This is a genomic window from Pseudomonas sp. 2835, assembly GCF_050435905.1.
In the GTDB taxonomy this organism is placed as follows: domain Bacteria; phylum Pseudomonadota; class Gammaproteobacteria; order Pseudomonadales; family Pseudomonadaceae; genus Aquipseudomonas.
This window is the reverse complement of sequence record NZ_JBNDLE010000005.1, coordinates 160,256-179,819: the sequence shown is the minus strand read 5'-3', so window position 1 is coordinate 179,819 and position 19,564 is coordinate 160,256. Positions and strand designations below refer to the sequence as shown.

Here is a 19,564-nt window from a genome sequence, read left to right as displayed (position 1 = left end):
AAAAAGCCCGCAGTGGGCGGGCTGGTTTTTTAGTGTTTGTGATTGGCGGTGTTGCCGCCGGTGTCGATGATCTTGCCGCCGCCGAGGATGTCGCCGGTTACCCGCAAGGGGCCGTTGATCTGCACCTCGCCGGTCAGTGTGATGCTCGCGGCAGTGGCAGTGATGGCCTGGTCGGTGACCACGGCCGAGCTGCCGCCGACCTTGATGCTGACGGTACCGCTGGGCAGCTCGATGCTGTAGCTGCGGGCCTGCCAGTCATAGACCAGCGAGCCACCATCGTCGAAACGCCAGACCTCGACATGCTCGCGGTTGTCCGCTGGCGCCCCGGCGTTGCCGTAAAGGCCGGGCACGAACGTACCTTGCGCCGGCTCACCGCTTGGGCTGATCAACACCCCTTGCTCGTTAAGGCTCGGTGCACGCCAGTGGCGAGCCTTGCCGGCGGCCTGGCTGTGCCAGCGCAACCAGGCGCTGGTCCAGCCGGCGCCGTCGGACACCCGTACCCGGGCAGCGGCAAGGTCAACGGCGACTACCCGGCAAGGAATCACCAGGCCGGCGAGCATGCGGTCGTGCATGGCGCTGGCATAGTTCATTGCAGGTCCTCCGGCGACTGGTAATCGCCCTCGAAGCCCGGCCCGGTGTCGGGACTGAAGGCAAACGCCAGTGGGCCCGGTTCAACGGGCCATGGCCATTGCTCGGCGCCCAGGTACAGGGCCTGCTCCCATTGCACCGTCCAGCTGATTGATGAATTCGAGCCTGCTGCAGGTTGGAGCACCGAAGCCTGGACATTTTTGGCGGCTTCGACAAAGTCCACCTGCCAGAACTGCTGGCGCAACAAAATGGTCAATTGCGTTGCCAGGGCAGTCACCAACAGCGGTGCCGACGCAGCATTGGCATCAACCAGTATGCGAGCGTCGAAGCTTGCCAGGATGCAACAGCGGCCATCGCCTGGATCTGCTGCAGGTTTAAAGCTGGTTATAGCGTGATACAGCGCAGGAAGCGCCGCGTTCTGGTCCGCTGCGGTATAGGCTGCAACGGTTTCAAGTTGAGGCATAGCGACCTTGATGGTCGCGGTAATCGCCTCGTGCAACGTCGTTAGTTCGTTCACCTGCGCTCCTCGGCAACAATATCGTCGGGCACACGAAATCCGTGCGCCATCGCTCGGTCGGTTTGAGGGAGTTGTGCCTTTATCTGCGGCACGAGGCACCTGCTGAAAGCAGGTGCATTGGATAAGGGACTAGGGGGTAGTCGCGTGATCCGACGGGGTTCTCAAGTGTCGCCACCAGGTCACCACAGCCGCCAGCAGACTCAACACAGCCATCAGCACAGAAACTACCAGCCCGCGTTGCGCGCGCTCCTCGCTAACCAATACAACATGCTTGAGCAGGCTGTCATCAAACAGCAACTGACCGTCGAGCGAGTGCATTTCCCGAACAATCACGTCCTCAGGTATGCGCTCGACCAGCAACGATACATTCGCCTTTTCAGACAGTTGCGAGGATTGCAAAACATCTTTAGGCACATACACAGTTCGCCGCTGGTCTTCGCGTTCACCCGGCAGTCTGAACCTTACCCCCATGCGCATCAGCGATTGATCATAGCTCCACGCCTCGGACCACCCCGTCAGCCGGCCTTCGAGGCCATGCATTTGGAGAGGATTTGCCTTGGTATAGCCCTGAATGCTGCGCATGGATAAAACTGCAAACAACGACGTGACGACTACCAGCACGCAGTAAATCTTGATCTGTGACTTGGGTGGCAACGATCTGATCTGAGAGAACACCGAAGGCATGCGATTCCTTTGCGGACAATGGGCCGTTTTTGGGGCAACACTAGCACACCACAATTCAGTAGTAGCCGTCCTGGCTACCCGAACAACAACCGTAGTTATCCTGGGTCGACACACCGTTTATGGACTCGATGGAGATATCGATCGTGCCAATCGGATAATCCAGTATCGGAATAGTCACAGGAGGCGATACAGCGCCACCTCCATAAATAATACCTCCTCCGTGGCCGGCACCCGCTGACTCAGCATCATCGCGCAAAACACTGGAGATTGTTACGGCATTGGTGGCAGGGTCCCAATGGCTCACCGCAATACGATTACCATGCAGGGCAATAATGTCTGCGAGCGACACCAACGTCAGGTTAGGTGCAATCCAGCGCTCCGGATAAAGCGCATCTGGGGTGGCTTTGAAGTACTGGTTCCAGATTGGCAGAACCGTGGGTCTGGGCGTTCTCGTTGACCAGGGCAAAGCCGCTTTTATCGGTGTTGTATTGATCGATCAGCGAAGTGGTGGCGTTTACGCCTGCGACGCCTCTATCCGCCTTGTCGACCAGGCCGACGATGATTTCAACTTTTCCTGTCATTATTGTTACTCCTTACACGATTGTCTTGAACGCCAATGTCATCCGTAAGCGATCACAATTGACCGAAGGCGATCTTGCGCTGTGGGGCACATGGCCGTTGAAAATGACAATCCTTCCAGGCTTGGGTAAGACTGCCTTGATGACGTTTTCCTTCTGGTGGTCGTAGAACACCAACTCGCGTGTTTCAGCTTCTTCCAGAATGCCGAAAGAAAGCCATTGCGGATGACTGGCCAGCTCATCTTCCGAGTCATGCCGCTCGACCCGCTGTCGGCCTGCAATAAAGGCATGCCAGCATGGCCGGGCGAACGGCGCATCGTTGATTGGCCAGCCGTATCGCCAGGTCGCGCTATTTAGCTGGTTGCTGATCTGGCGCTGCTCATCAATCGTTACAGCGTCGTCAATGACGCAGATGTCCGCGTCGGTAAAAACCTGCGTCATCACCTCACTCCTTGTTGCCAGGGCTATCCATGTTCGGCGATTGCGCCTCAATGCCCAGACGCTTCGCAGCCCAGCGTTCATAAAGGCCGATGGCAACATCGGCGCCGGCCATGGCGGTAAGGCAGCCGAAGGCGCTGGCGCTCCAGATCGACATGCCGCTGGCATACAGCAGCATGACGGTGGACACACCGCAGACCATGCAGGCCCCCGAGCGCAATAAAAGGCGTCGAAAAAGCGCCCAGCCGCGGGCACCGGCCTTGTCCGCGCGCCACATCTCTCCGGAAAGGCCGCCCAGCAGGGCCAGGACGATCACCAGCCAGATCGGCATTTCCAGTAACGTCTGTTGCTCGTTTGTCACTGTCCTGTCTCCTTGGTAGTTCCGCTCGGCAGCTTGCCGGCGGCGTTTGTTGTAGAACCGATCGCTCGGCATTCCAAAAAGCCCGGCCTCCCCAGGCTTTTCAGTAATGCGTTGTCGAACCGCCCGCCACGACTGGTGCGCTGGGCGACTCCGCTTCAAATTGTTCCTCCGGCCGCGGCCACCTGCCCGCCGGATAACTGCTTGTGGTGCTTTACGCTGCACACCCGGGCCAGTTGCCAACCCTCTGAACAGTTCAGGCCTGCTCATCGCTGCCTTTGTCACTGCCGGTGTCGACCGGCTTGAGACAAAGATTATGCACTGATGCATATGCAGTCAATGCATTTGTGGAAATATTTATGCATGAGAAAATGCACCTATGCACGTAGGCCTTAATCTACCTGGCCTACAACACTTTCCTGCAGGCGAAAAAAAACCCGCCGAAGCGGGTTTTCTGAGGACACGGATTACTCAGCGGGCGTACATGCCCCACCAGAACACATGCCCAAGGATGCTGATCTGCTCTTCCTGCATCTGCTGGAAGCTGTAGTCCTCATCAGGGTGTTCGTCGCGGTTGAAGCTGCGCAGGCGAATACCGGTAGGCAGACGGTAGAGCTGCTTGACCCGCAATTGACCGTTGTGATTGATGGCGTACAGGTCGCCATCGACGATGTCGCCGATGGCGCTTTTACCGGCATTGACGCCCACCGTGGCGCCGTCGCGCAACACCGGCAACATGCTGTTGCCTCGTACCGTCACGCACTTGGCCTGGTCAAACTGCACACCGTTGTGGCGCAGGCTGCGCTTGCCGAAGCGCAGGCTGGCCTTCTCGCTTTCTTCGATGACGAATCTTCCTGATCCTGCTGCCAATTCGACCTCGCGAAGAAACGGAATGGACACCTCGTCGTCCTCGACGGGGGTGTCGTCATCCCATAGGCTGATGTCGTTCAACTCTGCATGACTGCGCCCAGGCGCGGCTTCGCGGCTGTCACCGAGCTCAACGCGACCACGCAACTGATCGGTGCTCACACCGAAATATTCGGCGATCTTCGATACATGCTTGTCGGAAGGATCGACGATCTTCTCGCTGAGAATGCGCGACAGGGTGGATTGCGGCACGCCGGTACGCCGGTGCAGCTCCGTGGGGGAGAGACCGTGGCGATCGAGCAGTGCTCTGAGGACGGATGCTACGTTGCGTTTTTGCATAAAATGCATAATGCCGGGACCTTCAATAGAATGCAAACCCTGATATGCACGAATATGCACGGACAAATGGTCGCGCCTGGCCGTTTGCCCTCGGCAGCCCGGATAAAATCCCTGTACCATTGCCCGCTTGCCTTTGGTCTACAACGACACTGCGAGCCAAGTTTTTGCAATGAGCGATCTTTCCGCACACACCCCGATGATGCAGCAGTACTGGAAGCTGAAAAACCAGCACCCGGACCAGCTGATGTTCTACCGCATGGGCGACTTCTACGAGATCTTCTACGAAGACGCGAAGAAGGCTGCCAAACTCCTGGACATCACCCTGACCGCCCGCGGGCAGTCGGCGGGCCAGTCGATCCCCATGTGCGGTATCCCCTTCCACGCGGCCGAGGGCTACCTGGCCAAGTTGGTGAAGCTGGGCGAGTCGGTGGTGATCTGCGAGCAGATCGGCGACCCGGCTACCAGCAAGGGCCCGGTCGAGCGCCAGGTGGTGCGCATCATTACCCCGGGTACGGTCAGTGACGAAGCGCTGCTCGACGAGCGCCGCGACAACCTGATCGCCGCCGTGCTGGGTGACGAACGCCTGTTCGGCCTGGCTGTGCTGGACATCACCAGCGGCAATTTCAGCGTGCTCGAGATCAAGGGCTGGGAAAACCTGCTGGCCGAGCTTGAGCGCATCAACCCGGTCGAGTTGCTGATCCCCGACGACTGGCCCCAGGGCCTGCCGGCGGAAAAACGCCGTGGCGCGCGTCGCCGTGCACCGTGGGATTTTGACCGCGATTCGGCACGCAAAAGCCTTTGCCAGCAGTTCGCGACCCAGGACCTCAAGGGCTTCGGCTGCGAGAAGCTGACCCTGGCCATCGGTGCCGCCGGCTGCCTGCTCGGCTACGCCAAGGAAACCCAACGCACCGCCCTGCCGCACCTGCGCAGCCTCAAGCATGAACGCCTGGACGACACCGTGGTGCTCGACGGCGCCAGCCGGCGCAACCTCGAGCTGGATGTGAACCTGGCCGGTGGCCGCGACAACACCCTGCAATCGGTGATCGACCGCTGCCAAACCGCCATGGGCAGCCGCTTGCTGACCCGCTGGCTGAACCGCCCGCTGCGCGACCTGAAAGTGCTGCAGGCGCGCCAGGGCTCGATTCGCTGCCTGCTCGACGGTTACCGCTTCGAGAAGCTGCAACCGCAGCTCAAGGAAATCGGCGACATCGAGCGTATCCTCGCCCGTATCGGCCTGCGCAATGCGCGCCCGCGAGACCTGGCGCGCCTGCGCGATGCTCTCGGCGCCCTGCCGGAACTGCAAAACGCCATGGCCGAGCTCGAGGCGCCGCACCTGGCGCGCCTGGCTGCCATCGCCGGGACCTACCCGGAGCTTGCCGACCTGCTGGCAAAAGCCATCATCGACAACCCGCCGGCGGTGATCCGCGACGGCGGCGTGCTCAAGACTGGCTACGACAGCGAACTGGACGAGCTGCTGGCCATGAGCGAGAACGCCGGGCAGTTCCTCATCGATCTGGAAGCCCGCGAGAAAGCCCGTACGGGCCTGGCCAACCTCAAGGTCGGCTACAACCGTGTACACGGCTACTTCATCGAGCTGCCGAGCAAACAGGCCGAACAGGCGCCCGCCGACTACATCCGCCGCCAGACCCTCAAGGGTGCCGAGCGCTTCATCACCCCTGAGCTGAAAACCTTCGAAGACAAGGCGCTGTCGGCCAAGAGCCGCGCCCTTGCCCGCGAGAAGATGCTCTACGACGCCTTGCTCGAGAACCTGATCGGCCACCTGGCGCCGCTGCAGGACACCGCTGCGGCCCTGGCCGAGCTGGATGTGCTGAGCAACCTGGCCGAGCGCGCGCTGAACCTTGACCTGAACTGCCCGCAGTTCGTCGACGAGCCGTGCATGCGCATCACCCAGGGTCGCCACCCGGTGGTCGAGCAAGTGCTGACCACGCCGTTCGTGGCCAACGACCTGGCTTTGGATGACAACACCCGGATGCTGGTGATCACCGGCCCGAACATGGGTGGTAAATCCACCTACATGCGCCAGACCGCATTGATCGTACTGATGGCCCACATTGGTAGTTTCGTCCCGGCTGCGGCCTGTGAGCTGTCACTGGTGGATCGCATCTTCACCCGTATCGGCTCCAGCGACGACCTGGCCGGTGGCCGTTCGACCTTCATGGTCGAGATGAGCGAAACCGCCAACATCCTGCACAACGCCACCGAGCGCAGCCTGGTGCTGATGGACGAAGTCGGCCGTGGTACCAGTACCTTCGACGGCCTGTCGCTGGCCTGGGCCGCCGCCGAACGCCTGGCGCAGCTGCGCGCCTATACCTTGTTCGCCACGCACTACTTCGAGCTGACGGTTCTGCCGGAGAGCGAGCCGCTGGTGGCCAACGTGCACCTGAACGCCACCGAGCACAACGAACGTATCGTGTTCCTGCACCACGTGCTGCCCGGCCCTGCCAGCCAGAGCTACGGCCTGGCCGTGGCGCAGCTGGCTGGGGTGCCGTCACCGGTGATCCAGCGTGCCCGTGAACACCTGGGCCGGCTGGAAACCGCCAGCCTGCCCCACGAAACACCTGTCTTGCAGCAAGGTGCACCTGCCGTACCGCACCAGAGTGACCTGTTCGCCAGCCTGCCGCATCCGGCCATCGAGAAGCTCGGAAAGCTGGACCTGGACAACATGACGCCGCGTCAAGCTATCGAAATGCTCTATACACTTAAGACTCTGTTATAACGCGCGCCCGCACAAGCTGATAGAATCCCGCGCGGTTTGGCGGCGCTGCAGGTTACTAGCCTGGCCTGCAGCCGAACAACCAAACCGAGCGGCCCTGTCTGGAAGGGCACCGCTGCCGTCGCCTGAGGAGAGAATTAGAAATGACCTTCGTCGTCACCGACAACTGCATCAAGTGCAAGTACACCGACTGCGTAGAAGTCTGTCCGGTGGACTGCTTCTACGAAGGCCCGAACTTCCTGGTCATTCACCCGGACGAGTGCATCGACTGTGCACTGTGCGAGCCTGAATGCCCCGCCGTCGCCATTTTCTCGGAAGACGAAGTGCCAGCCGGCATGGAAAACTTCATCGAGCTCAATGCCGAGCTGGCGGAAATCTGGCCGAACATCACCGAAAAGAAAGATTCGATGCCAGATGCCGCCGAATGGGATGGCAAGCCAGGCAAGATCGCCGATCTCGAGCGTTAAGCGCGCGGATCAAAAAAAAGGCCCCTCGACAGACTGTGTCAAAACACACTGACAGGCCCTAGACCAAACGCCCCGACTTGTTCGGGGCGTTTGCTTTTGTGCTGAAAGGGCTCTTCAGCCCATCAGTTGCATCATTTTCTAAAGTCCTGGCGCTCAAGTAATGTTTCACCGCCTGGATTTGAAGTTCGATTGGGTGGCACGTACACGGTAATCGAAGCTTCCTCACACGCCTGGAACTGCTGGCCATTTGAGTAGCCCCTATCGGCTGTCACCGTCAGCGTATCCTGCCCTAACTCGGCCTTGGCAGCTTTAGCCATGGGTTCAAGCTGCTTGCGGTCATCGCCATCTTGCGTCACCTCGTGGTGCATAATTAGGCAGTGCTCTGCGTCGACGGCGGTCTGGGTCTTGAAGTCGGGTTTGAGCCGGTTGATCAACCACATCACCTCGATGTTGCGCTGGCACTCGGCTTCCGGGCGCCGGGACGAACGAATGCGCTGGAAATAGCCATAGAGGTAGAGCTTGAGCTGATCAGCGGGGTCGCAAGAGGGACGTCCAGTGGCCTTGGGCTGGGCCTTGTCAAAACCTAACTGCCGCAGATCCAGCCTGGCGACATACAGGTCGATGACTCGAACGAGGTGATCTTCCGGGATCAGTTCCTCCAGCGAGACCGGGAACAAGCTGGTCTGGCTGCGGGACTCTCCTTGTATGTAGGCCATAACGAAAAATGCTCCGTATCTTCCGATACGGAGCATTCTCTTAAAGGGCCGGGCAGATTGCTAGGTTTTCACACAGTCTGTTCGAGGGCCTTTTTTCATGTTTGTTGCGGGCAAAAAAAAGGGGCGGTTTGACCCGCCCACATTTTTTCCGTAGTCCCTTTGTTCCCTTTCATCATCCTGATGAATCGCATCCTGCGATGTCCTTGGCTTTCATCCTTGAGAGCCTGTGTCAGTCCGTAGACACAGGACAAATATTAGCGCTTCCAAGATTTACCACAACCGCACAAAGCTCTCAAAAAGCTGCGGTAACCGTACTGTCACAAAACAAATAATCTATATATATCAATAAGTTAAATAAAAGCGCACACTGAAAACGACAACTGTTTACTACAGCGTACAGCCAAGGCTTACACAACGAGTAAGCGATGGCTTACATGAACTAGAACAGTACCAACATCGCCGTCGGATCGCGCCCAAACCCGAATGTTTCCAGAACGCCATCGGGAAACCGTTCACGGGTAATTTTGTGTTCTGCAGATGCAAAAACGCCCCGACGTGTCGGGGCGCTCTTCACAGCGATATCGCAGTTTTTACTGAAACAGCGACTCGCTGGACAGGCCGTTCTTTTCGAGAATCTCGCGCAAGCGCTTGAGGCCCTCTACCTGGATCTGCCGCACCCGTTCCCGGGTCAGGCCGATCTCCAGGCCTACATCTTCCAGCGTACTGCTTTCATGGCCGCGCAGGCCGAAGCGGCGGATCACCACCTCGCGTTGCTTGTCGGTCAGCTCGCTGAGCCACTGGTCGATGCTCTGGGACAGATCGTCATCCTGAAGCAGCTCGCACGGATCAGTAGGACGGTCGTCGGTGAGGGTATCGAGCAGGGTTTTGTCCGAATCAGGCCCCAGGGACACATCCACCGACGATACCCGTTCGTTGAGCCCAAGCATGCGCTTGACCTCGCCGACCGGTTTTTCCAGCAGGCTGGCGATCTCTTCCGGGGACGGTTCGTGATCGAGCTTCTGGGTCAGTTCGCGGGCGGCGCGCAGGTAGACGTTGAGTTCCTTGACCACGTGAATGGGCAAGCGGATGGTACGGGTCTGGTTCATGATCGCCCGTTCGATGGTCTGCCGGATCCACCAGGTGGCGTAGGTAGAGAAACGGAAGCCGCGTTCAGGGTCGAACTTCTCGACCGCCCGGATCAGGCCGAGGTTGCCCTCTTCGATCAGGTCGAGCAGCGAAAGCCCCCGGTTGACATAACGCCGGGCGATTTTAACCACCAGGCGCAGGTTGCTTTCGATCATGCGTTTGCGCCCGGCCGGATCGCCACGTTGCGACAGGCGCGCAAAGTGCACTTCTTCTTCCGGCGAGAGCAATGGCGAGAAGCCAATTTCATTGAGGTAAAGCTGGGTTGCATCAAGTGCCCGAGTGTAATCGATGTACTTGTGCTGTTTGAGCGTAGAGCCCTGTTTAGCCTTGGTCCGAACCGTAGATACAGCAGGTTCGTCTGACATCACATCCGTTTCCAAAACAATGCCGGTCTCCATCAGGAGAACCTCATCGTCGATGTCAAACTCCGGCACTTCTTTACTGAGAGCCATTGTTATAGTCCTTTGCTGAGTTCGAACTCAGACTCAAGCGACGCCTTTATCCCTGGCAGCGCTGGAGCCTGTCCCCTCTACGCGAGGAACAGGCCGGGCCGAGCAATCAACGACGTGGCAGGAATTGCAGTGGATCGACAGGTTTGCCCTGGCGGCGAATTTCAAAATGAAGCTTCACCCGGTCGGTACCCGTGGACCCCATTTCGGCAATTGTCTGCCCTACCTTGACCTGCTGTCCCTCCCGAACCAAAAGCCTGCGGTTGTGGCCGTAGGCACTGACGTAGGTATCGTTGTGCTTGATGATTACCAACTCGCCGTAGCCCCGCAAGCCACTCCCGGCGTAGACAACTGAACCATCAGATGCAGCAAAAACAGGCTGTCCCAAATCACCGGCGATATCAATGCCTTTATTCAAACTACCGTTTGAAGCGAATTTTCCAATCAGCACGCCATTGGCCGGCCAGGCCCAGCCGGCCGTAGAACGGCCCGCAGGGGGCACTTGCACGGGTGCCGTGGTGGTCACCACCGGCGCTACTGGCGGGGTGCTTGGCGTGGTCGCAGGCGCCGTGGTGGGCGGCGGCGTTATCGGCTTGCCGGAGCTGTCCAGCGGACGCTTGATGATGGTGGTCTTGCTTGAAGAAGATGGCGAGCTGGTGACCACGGTGGTGCCGACGACTGGCGCCGGGCCACTGGAGCGGCCATCGAAGCGAATCGCCTGGCCCGGGCGAATGGTGTACGGCGGGGCGATGCCGTTGCGCGCAGCCAGGGCCTTGTAGTCCCAGCCATAGCGAAAGGCGATGGAGAACAGCGTGTCGCCAGGGCGCACCACGTACTGACCGGTTGTAACCACAGGGCGTTTGGGCGCGGCGTTGTTGCGATCGACCACGCGAACACTGTTGGAGGACGTGCTGGAGCACCCCGTCACCAGTGTGCCCAAGGCCAGTGCAATCAGCAGAAGCTTGAAGCTTGATGGATCCTTGCGCTGCCGAATGTTTGTGTGACCCACCCGCCGCTCCCTCTAATGGTGACCGATGTTAAAAATGCAATATTGTTGCAATTATACCCGAGCGCACTGCCCTGCGGATGTCAGGCCATTGCTAAACGTGATCTGCAACAGACTATGGTAGCCCGCCAGATAGACAGGGCAATGCCGCCGAAATTCGCCCGGGCGAAAAAAAAGCCCGGTCAGGCCAGCGGCCCGGTGAGCAACGGCACGAAACGCACGGCGCCCAGTACCCGTCGCGAGAAGCCGTGCTCTTCGCGCACGATCAACATCAATTGCTGGGTTTCACCGGCCGGCCCCACCGGAATGACCATGCGCCCACCCGGGGCGAGCTGGTCGAGCAGCGCTTGCGGCACCTCGGGTGCCACGGCGGTGACAATGATGCCGTTGTAAGGTGCCAGCGCCGGCCAGCCTTCGCAGCCATCACCCCAGCGGAACACTACGTTACGCAGGTTCAGCTCGATCAGGCGCTCTTTGGCGCGATCCTGCAGGACCTTGATGCGTTCAACGGAAAACACCCGCTCGACCAGTTGCGCAAGAATCGCGGTCTGGTAGCCGGAACCTGTGCCGATCTCCAGCACCTTGTCCAGCGGGCCGGCTTCGAGCAGCAGCTCGCTCATGTGCGCGACCATGAACGGCTGGGAGATGGTCTGGTTGTTGCCGATCGGCAACGCGGTGTCTTCGTAGGCACGGTGGGCCAGGGCTTCATCGACGAACAGGTGACGAGGCGTACGGCGCAGCACATCGATCACTTTGGGGTTTGAGACCCCCTCTTCGATCAGGCGCTTGATCAGCCGTTCGCGGGTTCGCTCAGAGGTAAAACCGATACCGTGGCGCATCAGATCGTCCTGTTCGCGCATCAGAGTAAGCCCTCCAGCCAACCGTCGAGGCGCTCGAAGGCATCGTTGAAGGTCCGGTCGAGCTGCAGCGGGGTAATCGAGACATAGCCCTGCATCACCGCGTGGAAGTCAGTGCCCGGGCCGCCATCTTCGGCATCGCCGGCCACGGCGATCCAGTAGCCTTCCTTGCCCCGTGGGTTGACCTCCTTGGTCGGCGCCGCGGCGCGCGCGCGATGGCCCAGGCGGGTCAACTGGATGCCACGGATGTGCTCCAGCGGCAGGTTGGGGATGTTGACGTTGAGCACCGTGCGCGGCGGCAGCTCAAGGCTGGCGTGGGCCTCGACCAGTTTACGGGCGAAATAGGCCGCTGTCGGCAAGTTGTCGGGGAGCCGCGAGAGCAACGAGAAGGCAAACGAGGTACCGCCGAGAAAACGGCCCTCAAGCGCAGCAGCCACGGTGCCGGAATACAGCACGTCATCGCCAAGGTTGGCGCCCAGGTTGATCCCCGACACCACCATGTCCGGAGCGGTCTCCAGCAGGCCGTTGAGGCCCAGGTGGACGCAGTCGGTCGGCGTGCCGTTGAGGCTGATAAAACCATTGGCCAGGGTTTGCGGGCACAGCGGCCGGTCGAGCGTCAGCGAGCTGCTGGCGCCGCTTTTGTCCTGGTCCGGGGCGATCACCACACATTCGGCATAATCCGCCAGCGCAGCATGCAGCGCGGCGAGACCGGGTGCGGTAACCCCGTCGTCGTTCGAAATCAGAATACGCATGGGCTGTCCGTCTGCCCTGCCGGCACCAGATCAACAAGCTCGCGCACCACCACGGTGGCGAAGCATCCGGCCGGAAGGACGAATTCCAGTTGCAGGATATCAGGCTCGGGATAATGCCACGTCAGCCCGCTAATGGGCAGTCGCAGAATGCGTCGTTCGTGACTCATGCCCGCCCGCGCCAGCCATTGGCACAAGGCGCCATGCTGTTCACCGATACGTTGCTCGAGTTCACCAGCCGCGCCGCTGGCGCCGGACTGCCCCTCGCCCCATAGCGGGCCGGTGGGGTGCAAGTCGAGAATCGCCAGGCGCGGATCGGAGCATTCAGCCTCGCCTGCCGGAAAAAAACTTCGGCTGTCGGTAAACGCCAGCAGATCACCGACCTGCGCCTGCTGCCAGCTGCCGTCGCCGACACGCGCAGCCAATACCTGGTTGAACAGGTAGCTACGGGCGCTGGAGAGCAGGCGCGAGCGAACGTTGCGCTGTTCAGGCAAGGCCTGGCGGTTGGCCCACTCGCGGGCATCGTGAAGATTACCGCCGCCGTGGCCGAAGCGCTGGGTACCAAAGTAGTTAGGTACGCCCTGGCTGCGGATCTGTTCAAGCCGTGCATCCAGCGCCGCACGTTCGGCCTTGAGGCCGGTCAGGCGCAAGGTGAAGCCGTTGGCCGAATGCGCGCCACGCTGCAGTTTGCGCGAGTGGCGGGTCTGCTTGAGGATGCTCAGGGTTTCGTTTTCGGCAGCGCTCAGGTCCGGGTCGGCCTTGCCCGGCAGGTGCAGGCTGAACCACTGGCGGGTCAGGGCCTGGCGGTCCTTGAGGCCGGCGTAGCTGATGCTGCGCACCGGCACACCGGCGGCGCGGGCCAGGCGGCGGGCAGCCTCTTCGGTGTTCAGGTCACGTTTTTCGACCCACAGCCACAGGTGTTCACCGCTGCCACTGAGGGGAATGTCGAGCACTTCATCGACCTGGAAGTCTTCAGCGCTGGCCTTGAGAATTGCGCTGCCCAGCGCTTCGCCCGCAGCACGCGGGCCGAGCAGTTCGAGTTCGGTCATGCCGGCAGCAACAGGGCAACGGCGTGGACGGCAATGCCTTCTTCACGCCCGGTAAAACCGAGTTTTTCGGTGGTGGTGGCCTTGACGTTGACCTGGTCCAGCTCGACCTGCAGGTCCTGGGCGATCAACTGGCGCATGGTGTCGATATGCGGAGCCATTTTCGGCGCCTGGGCAACGATGGTGGCGTCGATGTTGCCAACCTTCCAGCCCTTGGCCAGGACGATCTGCACCACATGGCGCAGCAGCACGCGACTGTCGGCGCCCTTGAACTGCGGATCGGTGTCGGGGAAGTGCTTGCCGATATCGCCCAGCGCCGCAGCGCCAAGCAGGGCATCGCTCAGGGCGTGCAGCACAACGTCGCCATCAGAATGCGCCAGCAGCCCGAACTTGTGCGCAATGCGCACCCCACCCAAGGTGATGAAATCGCCTTCCGCGAAGCGGTGCACATCGTAGCCGTGGCCAATACGCATAAAAAAAAGCCCTGATTGAGTCAGGGCGTGATTCTACCTGCTTTGCCGGCGCTTGGGCTTGATTTGTAGGATCAGTTACCCGCCCCTGTCAGCGCTGCGGCATGATGACGCAAGTGGTCATTGATGAAGCTGGCGATGAAGTAGTAGCTATGGTCATAGCCCGGTTGCAGGCGCAAGGTTAGCGGATGGCCCGCCGCCCTGGCCGCCTGTTCGAGCACCTGCGGCTTGAGCTGGTTGTCGAGGAAATCATCACGATCGCCCTGGTCGACCAGTAGCGGCAAGCGCTCGCCGGCCTGGGCAAGCAACACGCTGGCATCCCACTCGCGCCAGCGCGCCCGGTCCTCACCCAGGTAGCGACTGAAGGCCTTCTGCCCCCACGGGCACTCCATCGGGTTGCCGATCGGCGCGAACGCCGACACCGAACGGTAACGCCCCGGGTTGCGCAAGGCGCACACCAGCGCGCCATGGCCGCCCATGGAGTGACCACTGATACCGCGCTGGTCGGAGGCCGGGAAATGCGCCTCGACCAATGCCGGCAGTTCCTCCACTACGTAATCGTGCATGCGGTAGTGCTGGGCCCACGGCTGCTCGGTGGCGTTGAGGTAGAACCCGGCCCCCAGGCCAAAGTCCCAGGCGCCATCGGGATCAGCCGGCACCTGTGGACCGCGCGGACTGGTGTCAGGGGCGACGATGATCAAGCCAAGCTCGGCAGCCAGCTTGTGCGCACCGGCCTTTTGCATGAAATTCTCGTCGGTGCAGGTCAGGCCGCTCAGCCAGTACAGTACCGGCAGCTTGCCGCCCTGCTCGGCCTGCGGCGGCAGGTACACGGCAAACACCATGTCGCAGCCAAGCACCTGGGAGCGATGGCGGTAGCGTTTATGCCAGCCGCCGAAGCTCTTCTGGCAAGAGATGTTTTCCAGGCTCATGGCAGACCTCAGAAGTGGATGACGCTGCGAATGCTCTTGCCTTCGTGCATCAGGTCGAATGCCTTGTTGATGTCTTCCAGGCCCATGGTGTGGGTGATGAAGGTATCCAGCGGGATTTCGCCTTTTTCCGACATTTCCACGTAGCTTGGCAGCTCGCTACGGCCACGCACGCCCCCGAAGGCCGAACCACGCCAGACCCGGCCAGTTACCAGCTGGAATGGACGGGTGGAAATTTCCTGGCCGGCACCGGCAACGCCGATGATCACCGACTCGCCCCAGCCCTTGTGGCAGCATTCCAGCGCCGCACGCATCAGTTGCACATTACCCACGCACTCGAACGAGAAGTCGACGCCGCCGTCGGTAAGGTCGACGATCACTTCCTGGATCGGACGGTCGTAATCTTTCGGGTTGACGCAGTCGGTGGCACCCAGCTGTCTGGCGATCTCGAATTTGCTCGGGTTGATGTCCACGGCAATGATCCGCGAAGCCTTGGCCTTGACCGCACCGATGATCGCCGACAGGCCGATGCCACCGAGGCCGAAGATGGCCACGGTATCGCCCGGCTTGACCTTGGCGGTGTTCAGCACCGCGCCGATACCGGTGGTCACGCCGCAACCGAGCAGGCAGACCTTCTCCAGCGGCGCTTCTTTCTGGATCTTGGCCACGGAGATTTCCGGCAGCACGGTGTACTCGGAAAAAGTCGAGGTGCCCATGTAGTGGAACAGCTGCTGACCCTTGTAGGAGAAACGCGTGCTGCCGTCGGGCATCAGGCCCTTGCCCTGGGTGGCGCGGATGGCCTGGCACAGGTTGGTCTTGCCGGAGCGGCAGAATTTGCACTGGCCGCATTCGGGGGTATATAGCGGGATCACATGATCACCCACGGCAACCGAGGTCACGCCCTCACCGATGGCCTCAACGATGGCACCGCCTTCGTGGCCGAGGATCGACGGGAAGATGCCTTCCGGGTCGGCGCCCGACAGGGTGTAGGCGTCGGTATGGCAGACGCCGCTGGCGACCACGCGCAGCAACACCTCGCCGGCCTTGGGCATGGCCACGTCGACTTCGACGATCTCCAGCGGTTTCTTGGCCTCGAAGGCAACGGCGGCACGGGACTTGATCATCAATCTTCTCCAGCAAAGGGTCAGTTCAGGCTTGCAGTGTAATTCATCGTCATTTGGTGAATAATCCGGGCTAAGACAAAACATTATTGCCATGCAGGGATAATCGATGAGCAATCAGTGGGAAGGTATCGACGAGTTCGTCGCCGTCGCCGAAGCCGGGCAGTTCACCGCTGCCGCCGAACGCCTCGGGGTGTCGTCGTCCCACGTCAGCCGGCAGATCGCTCGCCTTGAGGAACGCCTGCAAACCCGCTTGCTGTACCGCAGCACCCGGCGGGTGACCTTGAGCGAAGCCGGGCAGACCTTCCTGCAACACTGCCAACGCCTGCAGGACGGCCGCGAGGAAGCCCTGCGCGCCATGGGCGACCTGACCAGCGAGCCCAAGGGGCTGCTGCGCATGACCTGCGCCGTGGCCTACGGTGAGCGTTTCATCGTGCCGTTGGTGACGCGCTTCATGGCCGCTTACCCGCACCTGAGAGTGGACATCGAGCTGAGCAATCGCCCGCTGGACCTGGTGCATGAGGGCATGGACCTGGCCATTCGCCTCGGCCGCCTGCAGGACTCGCGGCTGGTGGCCACACGCCTGGCGCCACGGCGCATGTACCTGTGCGCGTCACCGGCCTATCTGGAACGCTACGGCAGGCCGCACAGCCTTTCGGAACTGGCGCGGCACAACTGCCTGATCGGCAGCTCCGACAACTGGGCGCTGCAACTGGATGGACGGGAAATCGGCCAGCGGGTCCAGGGCAACTGGCGCTGCAACAGTGGCCAGGCGGTGCTGGATGCGGCGCTACAGGGGATGGGCTTGTGTCAGTTGCCGGACTACTACGTGCTTGAGCACCTCAAAACCGGCGCGCTGGTGTCGCTGCTGGAAGCGCATCAGCCGCCGAATACGGCGGTTTGGGCGTTGTATCCGCAGCAGCGGCATCTGTCGCCGAAAGTGCGCAAGCTGGTGGACTATCTGCGTGAGGGATTGGCGGGGTTGCCTGAGTATCGAGGTGCCTGAAAAGCATCGCGGGGCAAGCCCGCTCCTACTGTAGGAGCGGGCTTGCCCCGCGAAGAGTGCTCAACCGCGCTTGGCCCAGCGCTGGCGCAGCCATTCGAGGTCTTCGGGGCGGGTGACCTTGATGTTGTCGCTGCGCCCTTCGATCAGCCGCGGCGCCTGCCCGGCCCATTCGATGGCCGATGACTCGTCGGTAATCGCCACGTCGGCCACCAGGCTGTCGGCCAGGGCCCGGTGCAAGGCACCGAGGCGGAACATCTGCGGCGTATAGGCCTGCCACACGGTGCTGCGGTCGATCGTACTGCTGACCCGGCCGTTGGCATCGGCGCGCTTGAGGGTATCGCGCGCTGGCACCGCCAGCAGCCCGCCGACCGGATCGTCGGCCAGTTCGCCCAGCAGGCGGTCGAGATCGCTGCGGGCCAGGTTTGGCCGCGCGGCGTCGTGTACCAGCACCCAGTCAGTGTCCGCAGCGCCCTGGGCGTGCAGCAGCAACAAAGCATTGAGCACTGAATCGGCACGTTCCTGGCCGCCTTCGGCGCGCTGGATACGTGGATCGCTGGCGCAGCGCAAACCGGGCCAGTAAGGATCGTCAGCAGCAACGCTGACCACCACCCCTTTGACACCGGGATGGTCAAGAAAACAGTCGAGGCTATGCTCGAGAATGGTCTGCCCGCCCAACTGCAAGTACTGCTTGGGACGGTCGGCAGCCATGCGGGCACCAACACCCGCGGCGGGAATCACGGCCCAGAAGGCCGGCAAGGTCTGGTTCATTGGGCAAGCTGGTAGAGGGTTTCGCCCTCCTTGACCATACCCAGTTCGTGGCGAGCCCGTTCTTCGACGGTTTCCATACCTTTCTTCAACTCCAGTACCTCGGCGTCAAGCACACGGTTACGCTCCAGCAAACGCTCGTTTTCAGCGTGCTGGTCAGCGATCTGTTGCTTGAGTTCGGTGACCTGGGCCAGGCTGCCATTGCCCACCCACAGACGATACTGCAGGCCACCGAGCAGCAGGAGCAAGACGAGGAACAACCAATAAGGACTGCGCATCAGGGTATCCAGTGGAAAAGACCGCCACCTCTGCAGGTCGCTGATGGCACGAAGCCTGACCGAAGCCAGGCTTTGTGTTCAGACACCTGCAGCAAGGGCATCTGAACGATCAGTATGACCGTTCAGCGCCGCTTTGCTGCGGTCTTTTTACCATCTCTTGCTTAGCCGCGAAACTCGGCACGGCCACGGTACACAGCCTTGCTGCCCAATTGCTCTTCGATACGCAGCAGTTGGTTGTACTTGGAGACGCGGTCGGAACGGCACAGAGAACCGGTCTTGATCTGGCCGGCAGCGGTACCCACGGCCAGGTCGGCAATGGTCGAGTCTTCGGTTTCGCCCGAACGGTGCGAGATCACCGCGGTGTAACCGGCAGCCTTGGCCATCTGGATGGCTTCCAGGGTTTCGGTCAGCGAGCCGATCTGGTTGAACTTGATCAGGATCGAGTTGGCGATGTTCTTGTCGATGCCTTCTTTCAAGATCTTGGTGTTGGTTACGAACAGGTCGTCACCGACCAGTTGCACCTTGGCGCCGATTTTGTCGGTGAGGATCTTCCAGCCAGCCCAGTCGGACTCGTCCAGGCCGTCTTCGATCGAGATGATCGGGAAGCGCTCGGTCAGGCCTTTGAGGTAGTCGGCAAAACCTTCGGCGTCGAACGACTTGCCTTCGCCGGACAGGTTGTACTTGCCGTCTTCGTAGAACTCGCTGGCCGCGCAGTCCAGAGCCAGGGTCACGTCGGTGCCCAGCTTGTAACCGGCGTTGGCGATGGCTTCGGCGATGGCCGACAGCGCGTCTTCGTTGGATGCCAGGTTAGGCGCGAAACCACCTTCGTCACCGACAGCGGTGTTCAGGCCACGGGCCTTCAGCACAGCCTTGAGGTGATGGAAAATCTCGGTGCCCATGCGCAGCGCGTCGGAGAAGGTCTTGGCGCCAACCGGCTGTACCATGAACTCCTGGATGTCGACGTTGTTGTCGGCGTGCTCGCCGCCGTTGATGATGTTCATCATCGGAACCGGCATCGAGTACTGGCCTGGGGTGCCGTTGAGGTTGGCGATGTGCGCGTACAGCGGCAGGTCCTGGTCCTGGGCAGCGGCCTTGGCGGCAGCCAGGGACACGGCGAGGATGGCGTTGGCGCCCAGCTTGGCCTTGTTCTCGGTACCGTCCAGTTCGATCATGGCGCGGTCGAGGGCTTTCTGGTCAACCGGGTCCTTGCCCAGCAGCAGGTCGCGGATCGGGCCGTTGATGTTGGCAACTGCCTTGAGTACGCCCTTGCCCATGTAACGGCTCTTGTCGCCATCACGCAGCTCCAGCGCTTCGCGCGAGCCAGTGGAAGCACCGGACGGCGCGCAGGCGCTGCCGATGATGCCGTTGTCGAGCAGCACGTCCGCTTCTACGGTAGGGTTACCACGCGAATCGAGAACTTCACGACCTTTGATGTCGACGATTTTTGCCATTGTTGTAA

At 61.0% G+C, this 19,564-nt stretch carries 21 protein-coding genes and 1 pseudogene; 3 read left to right on the top strand and 19 right to left on the bottom strand.

Features of this window, described 5'->3' with window-relative positions:
* Positions 1–29: 29 nt before the first annotated feature.
* From ABIE20_RS09105 to ABIE20_RS09075, 7 genes are all read right to left on the bottom strand, one after another.
* A complete protein-coding gene (locus tag ABIE20_RS09105; RefSeq protein WP_429504525.1) occupies positions 30–590 on the bottom strand; it encodes a phage baseplate assembly protein V in 561 nt (186 codons plus the stop codon).
* Positions 587–1,087, bottom strand: a complete 501-nt coding sequence (locus ABIE20_RS09100) for a hypothetical protein (protein ID WP_429504523.1) — start codon at positions 1,085–1,087, stop codon at positions 587–589. Before ABIE20_RS09100 ends, ABIE20_RS09105 begins: the two co-directional genes overlap by 4 nt.
* A 147-nt stretch (positions 1,088–1,234) precedes the next feature.
* Positions 1,235–1,789 carry a hypothetical protein gene (locus ABIE20_RS09095; protein WP_429504521.1) on the bottom strand — a complete coding sequence of 185 codons (555 nt, stop codon included), beginning with the start codon at positions 1,787–1,789 and terminating at the stop codon, positions 1,235–1,237.
* A 359-nt stretch (positions 1,790–2,148) separates the two neighbouring features.
* Positions 2,149–2,370 carry a hypothetical protein gene (locus ABIE20_RS09090; RefSeq protein ID WP_429504519.1) on the bottom strand — a complete coding sequence of 74 codons (222 nt, stop codon included), beginning with the start codon at positions 2,368–2,370 and terminating at the stop codon, positions 2,149–2,151.
* A gap of 12 nt (positions 2,371–2,382) precedes the next feature.
* Complete coding sequence (locus tag ABIE20_RS09085; protein ID WP_429504517.1) at positions 2,383–2,808, bottom strand: 2OG-Fe(II) oxygenase; 426 nt, start codon at positions 2,806–2,808, stop codon at positions 2,383–2,385.
* Positions 2,809–2,812: 4 nt separating this feature from the next.
* Positions 2,813–3,166 carry a phage holin family protein gene (locus tag ABIE20_RS09080; RefSeq protein WP_429504515.1) on the bottom strand — a complete coding sequence of 118 codons (354 nt, stop codon included), beginning with the start codon at positions 3,164–3,166 and terminating at the stop codon, positions 2,813–2,815.
* Positions 3,167–3,634: 468 nt separating this feature from the next.
* Complete coding sequence (locus ABIE20_RS09075; protein WP_429504513.1) at positions 3,635–4,378, bottom strand: LexA family transcriptional regulator; 744 nt, start codon at positions 4,376–4,378, stop codon at positions 3,635–3,637.
* A 160-nt stretch (positions 4,379–4,538) separates the two neighbouring features.
* Between ABIE20_RS09075 and mutS the strand changes: the two genes are divergently transcribed.
* Entirely contained in the window at positions 4,539–7,106 is a 2,568-nt protein-coding gene (mutS, locus tag ABIE20_RS09070; RefSeq protein ID WP_195885959.1) for a DNA mismatch repair protein MutS, read from the top strand.
* Between the two features lie 140 nt (positions 7,107–7,246).
* Positions 7,247–7,570, top strand: coding sequence for a ferredoxin FdxA (gene fdxA, locus ABIE20_RS09065; RefSeq protein ID WP_043863281.1), 324 nt, complete (start codon positions 7,247–7,249; stop codon positions 7,568–7,570).
* Positions 7,571–7,710: 140 nt separating this feature from the next.
* Here fdxA and ABIE20_RS09060 read toward each other — a convergent pair.
* The 9 genes and pseudogenes from ABIE20_RS09060 to ABIE20_RS09020 form a co-directional block, all read right to left on the bottom strand.
* Positions 7,711–8,286: pseudogene (locus tag ABIE20_RS09060) on the bottom strand (transposase); the annotation flags it as partial.
* Between the two features lie 590 nt (positions 8,287–8,876).
* Positions 8,877–9,884, bottom strand: a complete 1,008-nt coding sequence (gene rpoS / locus ABIE20_RS09055; protein ID WP_130263482.1) for an RNA polymerase sigma factor RpoS — start codon at positions 9,882–9,884, stop codon at positions 8,877–8,879.
* A 106-nt stretch (positions 9,885–9,990) separates the two neighbouring features.
* Positions 9,991–10,890, bottom strand: coding sequence for a peptidoglycan DD-metalloendopeptidase family protein (locus ABIE20_RS09050; protein ID WP_429504511.1), 900 nt, complete (start codon positions 10,888–10,890; stop codon positions 9,991–9,993).
* Between the two features lie 179 nt (positions 10,891–11,069).
* Positions 11,070–11,747, bottom strand: a complete 678-nt coding sequence (locus ABIE20_RS09045) for a protein-L-isoaspartate(D-aspartate) O-methyltransferase (RefSeq protein ID WP_115088362.1) — start codon at positions 11,745–11,747, stop codon at positions 11,070–11,072.
* Complete coding sequence (gene surE, locus ABIE20_RS09040) at positions 11,747–12,496, bottom strand: 5'/3'-nucleotidase SurE (protein WP_429504509.1); 750 nt, start codon at positions 12,494–12,496, stop codon at positions 11,747–11,749. Before surE ends, ABIE20_RS09045 begins: the two co-directional genes overlap by 1 nt.
* On the bottom strand, positions 12,484–13,542 hold the full coding sequence (gene truD, locus ABIE20_RS09035) for a tRNA pseudouridine(13) synthase TruD (RefSeq protein WP_429504507.1): 1,059 nt from the start codon (positions 13,540–13,542) through the stop codon (positions 12,484–12,486). The genes surE and truD overlap by 13 nt, the downstream gene beginning before the upstream one ends.
* Positions 13,539–14,012 carry a 2-C-methyl-D-erythritol 2,4-cyclodiphosphate synthase gene (gene ispF / locus ABIE20_RS09030; RefSeq protein ID WP_429504505.1) on the bottom strand — a complete coding sequence of 158 codons (474 nt, stop codon included), beginning with the start codon at positions 14,010–14,012 and terminating at the stop codon, positions 13,539–13,541. The genes truD and ispF overlap by 4 nt, the downstream gene beginning before the upstream one ends.
* A gap of 71 nt (positions 14,013–14,083) precedes the next feature.
* Positions 14,084–14,938: an S-formylglutathione hydrolase gene (fghA, locus tag ABIE20_RS09025; protein ID WP_429504504.1), complete on the bottom strand. Its 855-nt coding sequence runs from the start codon at positions 14,936–14,938 to the stop codon at positions 14,084–14,086.
* 8 nt (positions 14,939–14,946) lie between these two features.
* Positions 14,947–16,059 carry an S-(hydroxymethyl)glutathione dehydrogenase/class III alcohol dehydrogenase gene (locus ABIE20_RS09020; RefSeq protein ID WP_123565778.1) on the bottom strand — a complete coding sequence of 371 codons (1,113 nt, stop codon included), beginning with the start codon at positions 16,057–16,059 and terminating at the stop codon, positions 14,947–14,949.
* Positions 16,060–16,165: 106 nt separating this feature from the next.
* Here ABIE20_RS09020 and ABIE20_RS09015 point away from each other — a divergent pair, with 106 nt between their 5' ends.
* On the top strand, positions 16,166–17,062 hold the full coding sequence (locus ABIE20_RS09015; protein WP_429504501.1) for a LysR substrate-binding domain-containing protein: 897 nt from the start codon (positions 16,166–16,168) through the stop codon (positions 17,060–17,062).
* A 60-nt stretch (positions 17,063–17,122) separates the two neighbouring features.
* Here ABIE20_RS09015 and ispD read toward each other — a convergent pair whose 3' ends face one another.
* The 3 genes from ispD to eno form a co-directional block, all read right to left on the bottom strand.
* Positions 17,123–17,830 (bottom strand): 2-C-methyl-D-erythritol 4-phosphate cytidylyltransferase, encoded by a 708-nt coding sequence (gene ispD, locus ABIE20_RS09010; protein WP_429504499.1) that lies wholly within the window; start codon positions 17,828–17,830, stop codon positions 17,123–17,125.
* The gene (gene ftsB / locus ABIE20_RS09005) at positions 17,827–18,105 is read right to left on the bottom strand and encodes a cell division protein FtsB (RefSeq protein ID WP_038996723.1); all 279 of its coding nucleotides are present in this window, start codon (positions 18,103–18,105) and stop codon (positions 17,827–17,829) included. Before ftsB ends, ispD begins: the two co-directional genes overlap by 4 nt.
* Before the next feature lie 161 nt (positions 18,106–18,266).
* Positions 18,267–19,556, bottom strand: a complete 1,290-nt coding sequence (gene eno / locus ABIE20_RS09000) for a phosphopyruvate hydratase (RefSeq protein WP_123565775.1) — start codon at positions 19,554–19,556, stop codon at positions 18,267–18,269.
* Positions 19,557–19,564 lie beyond the last annotated feature (8 nt).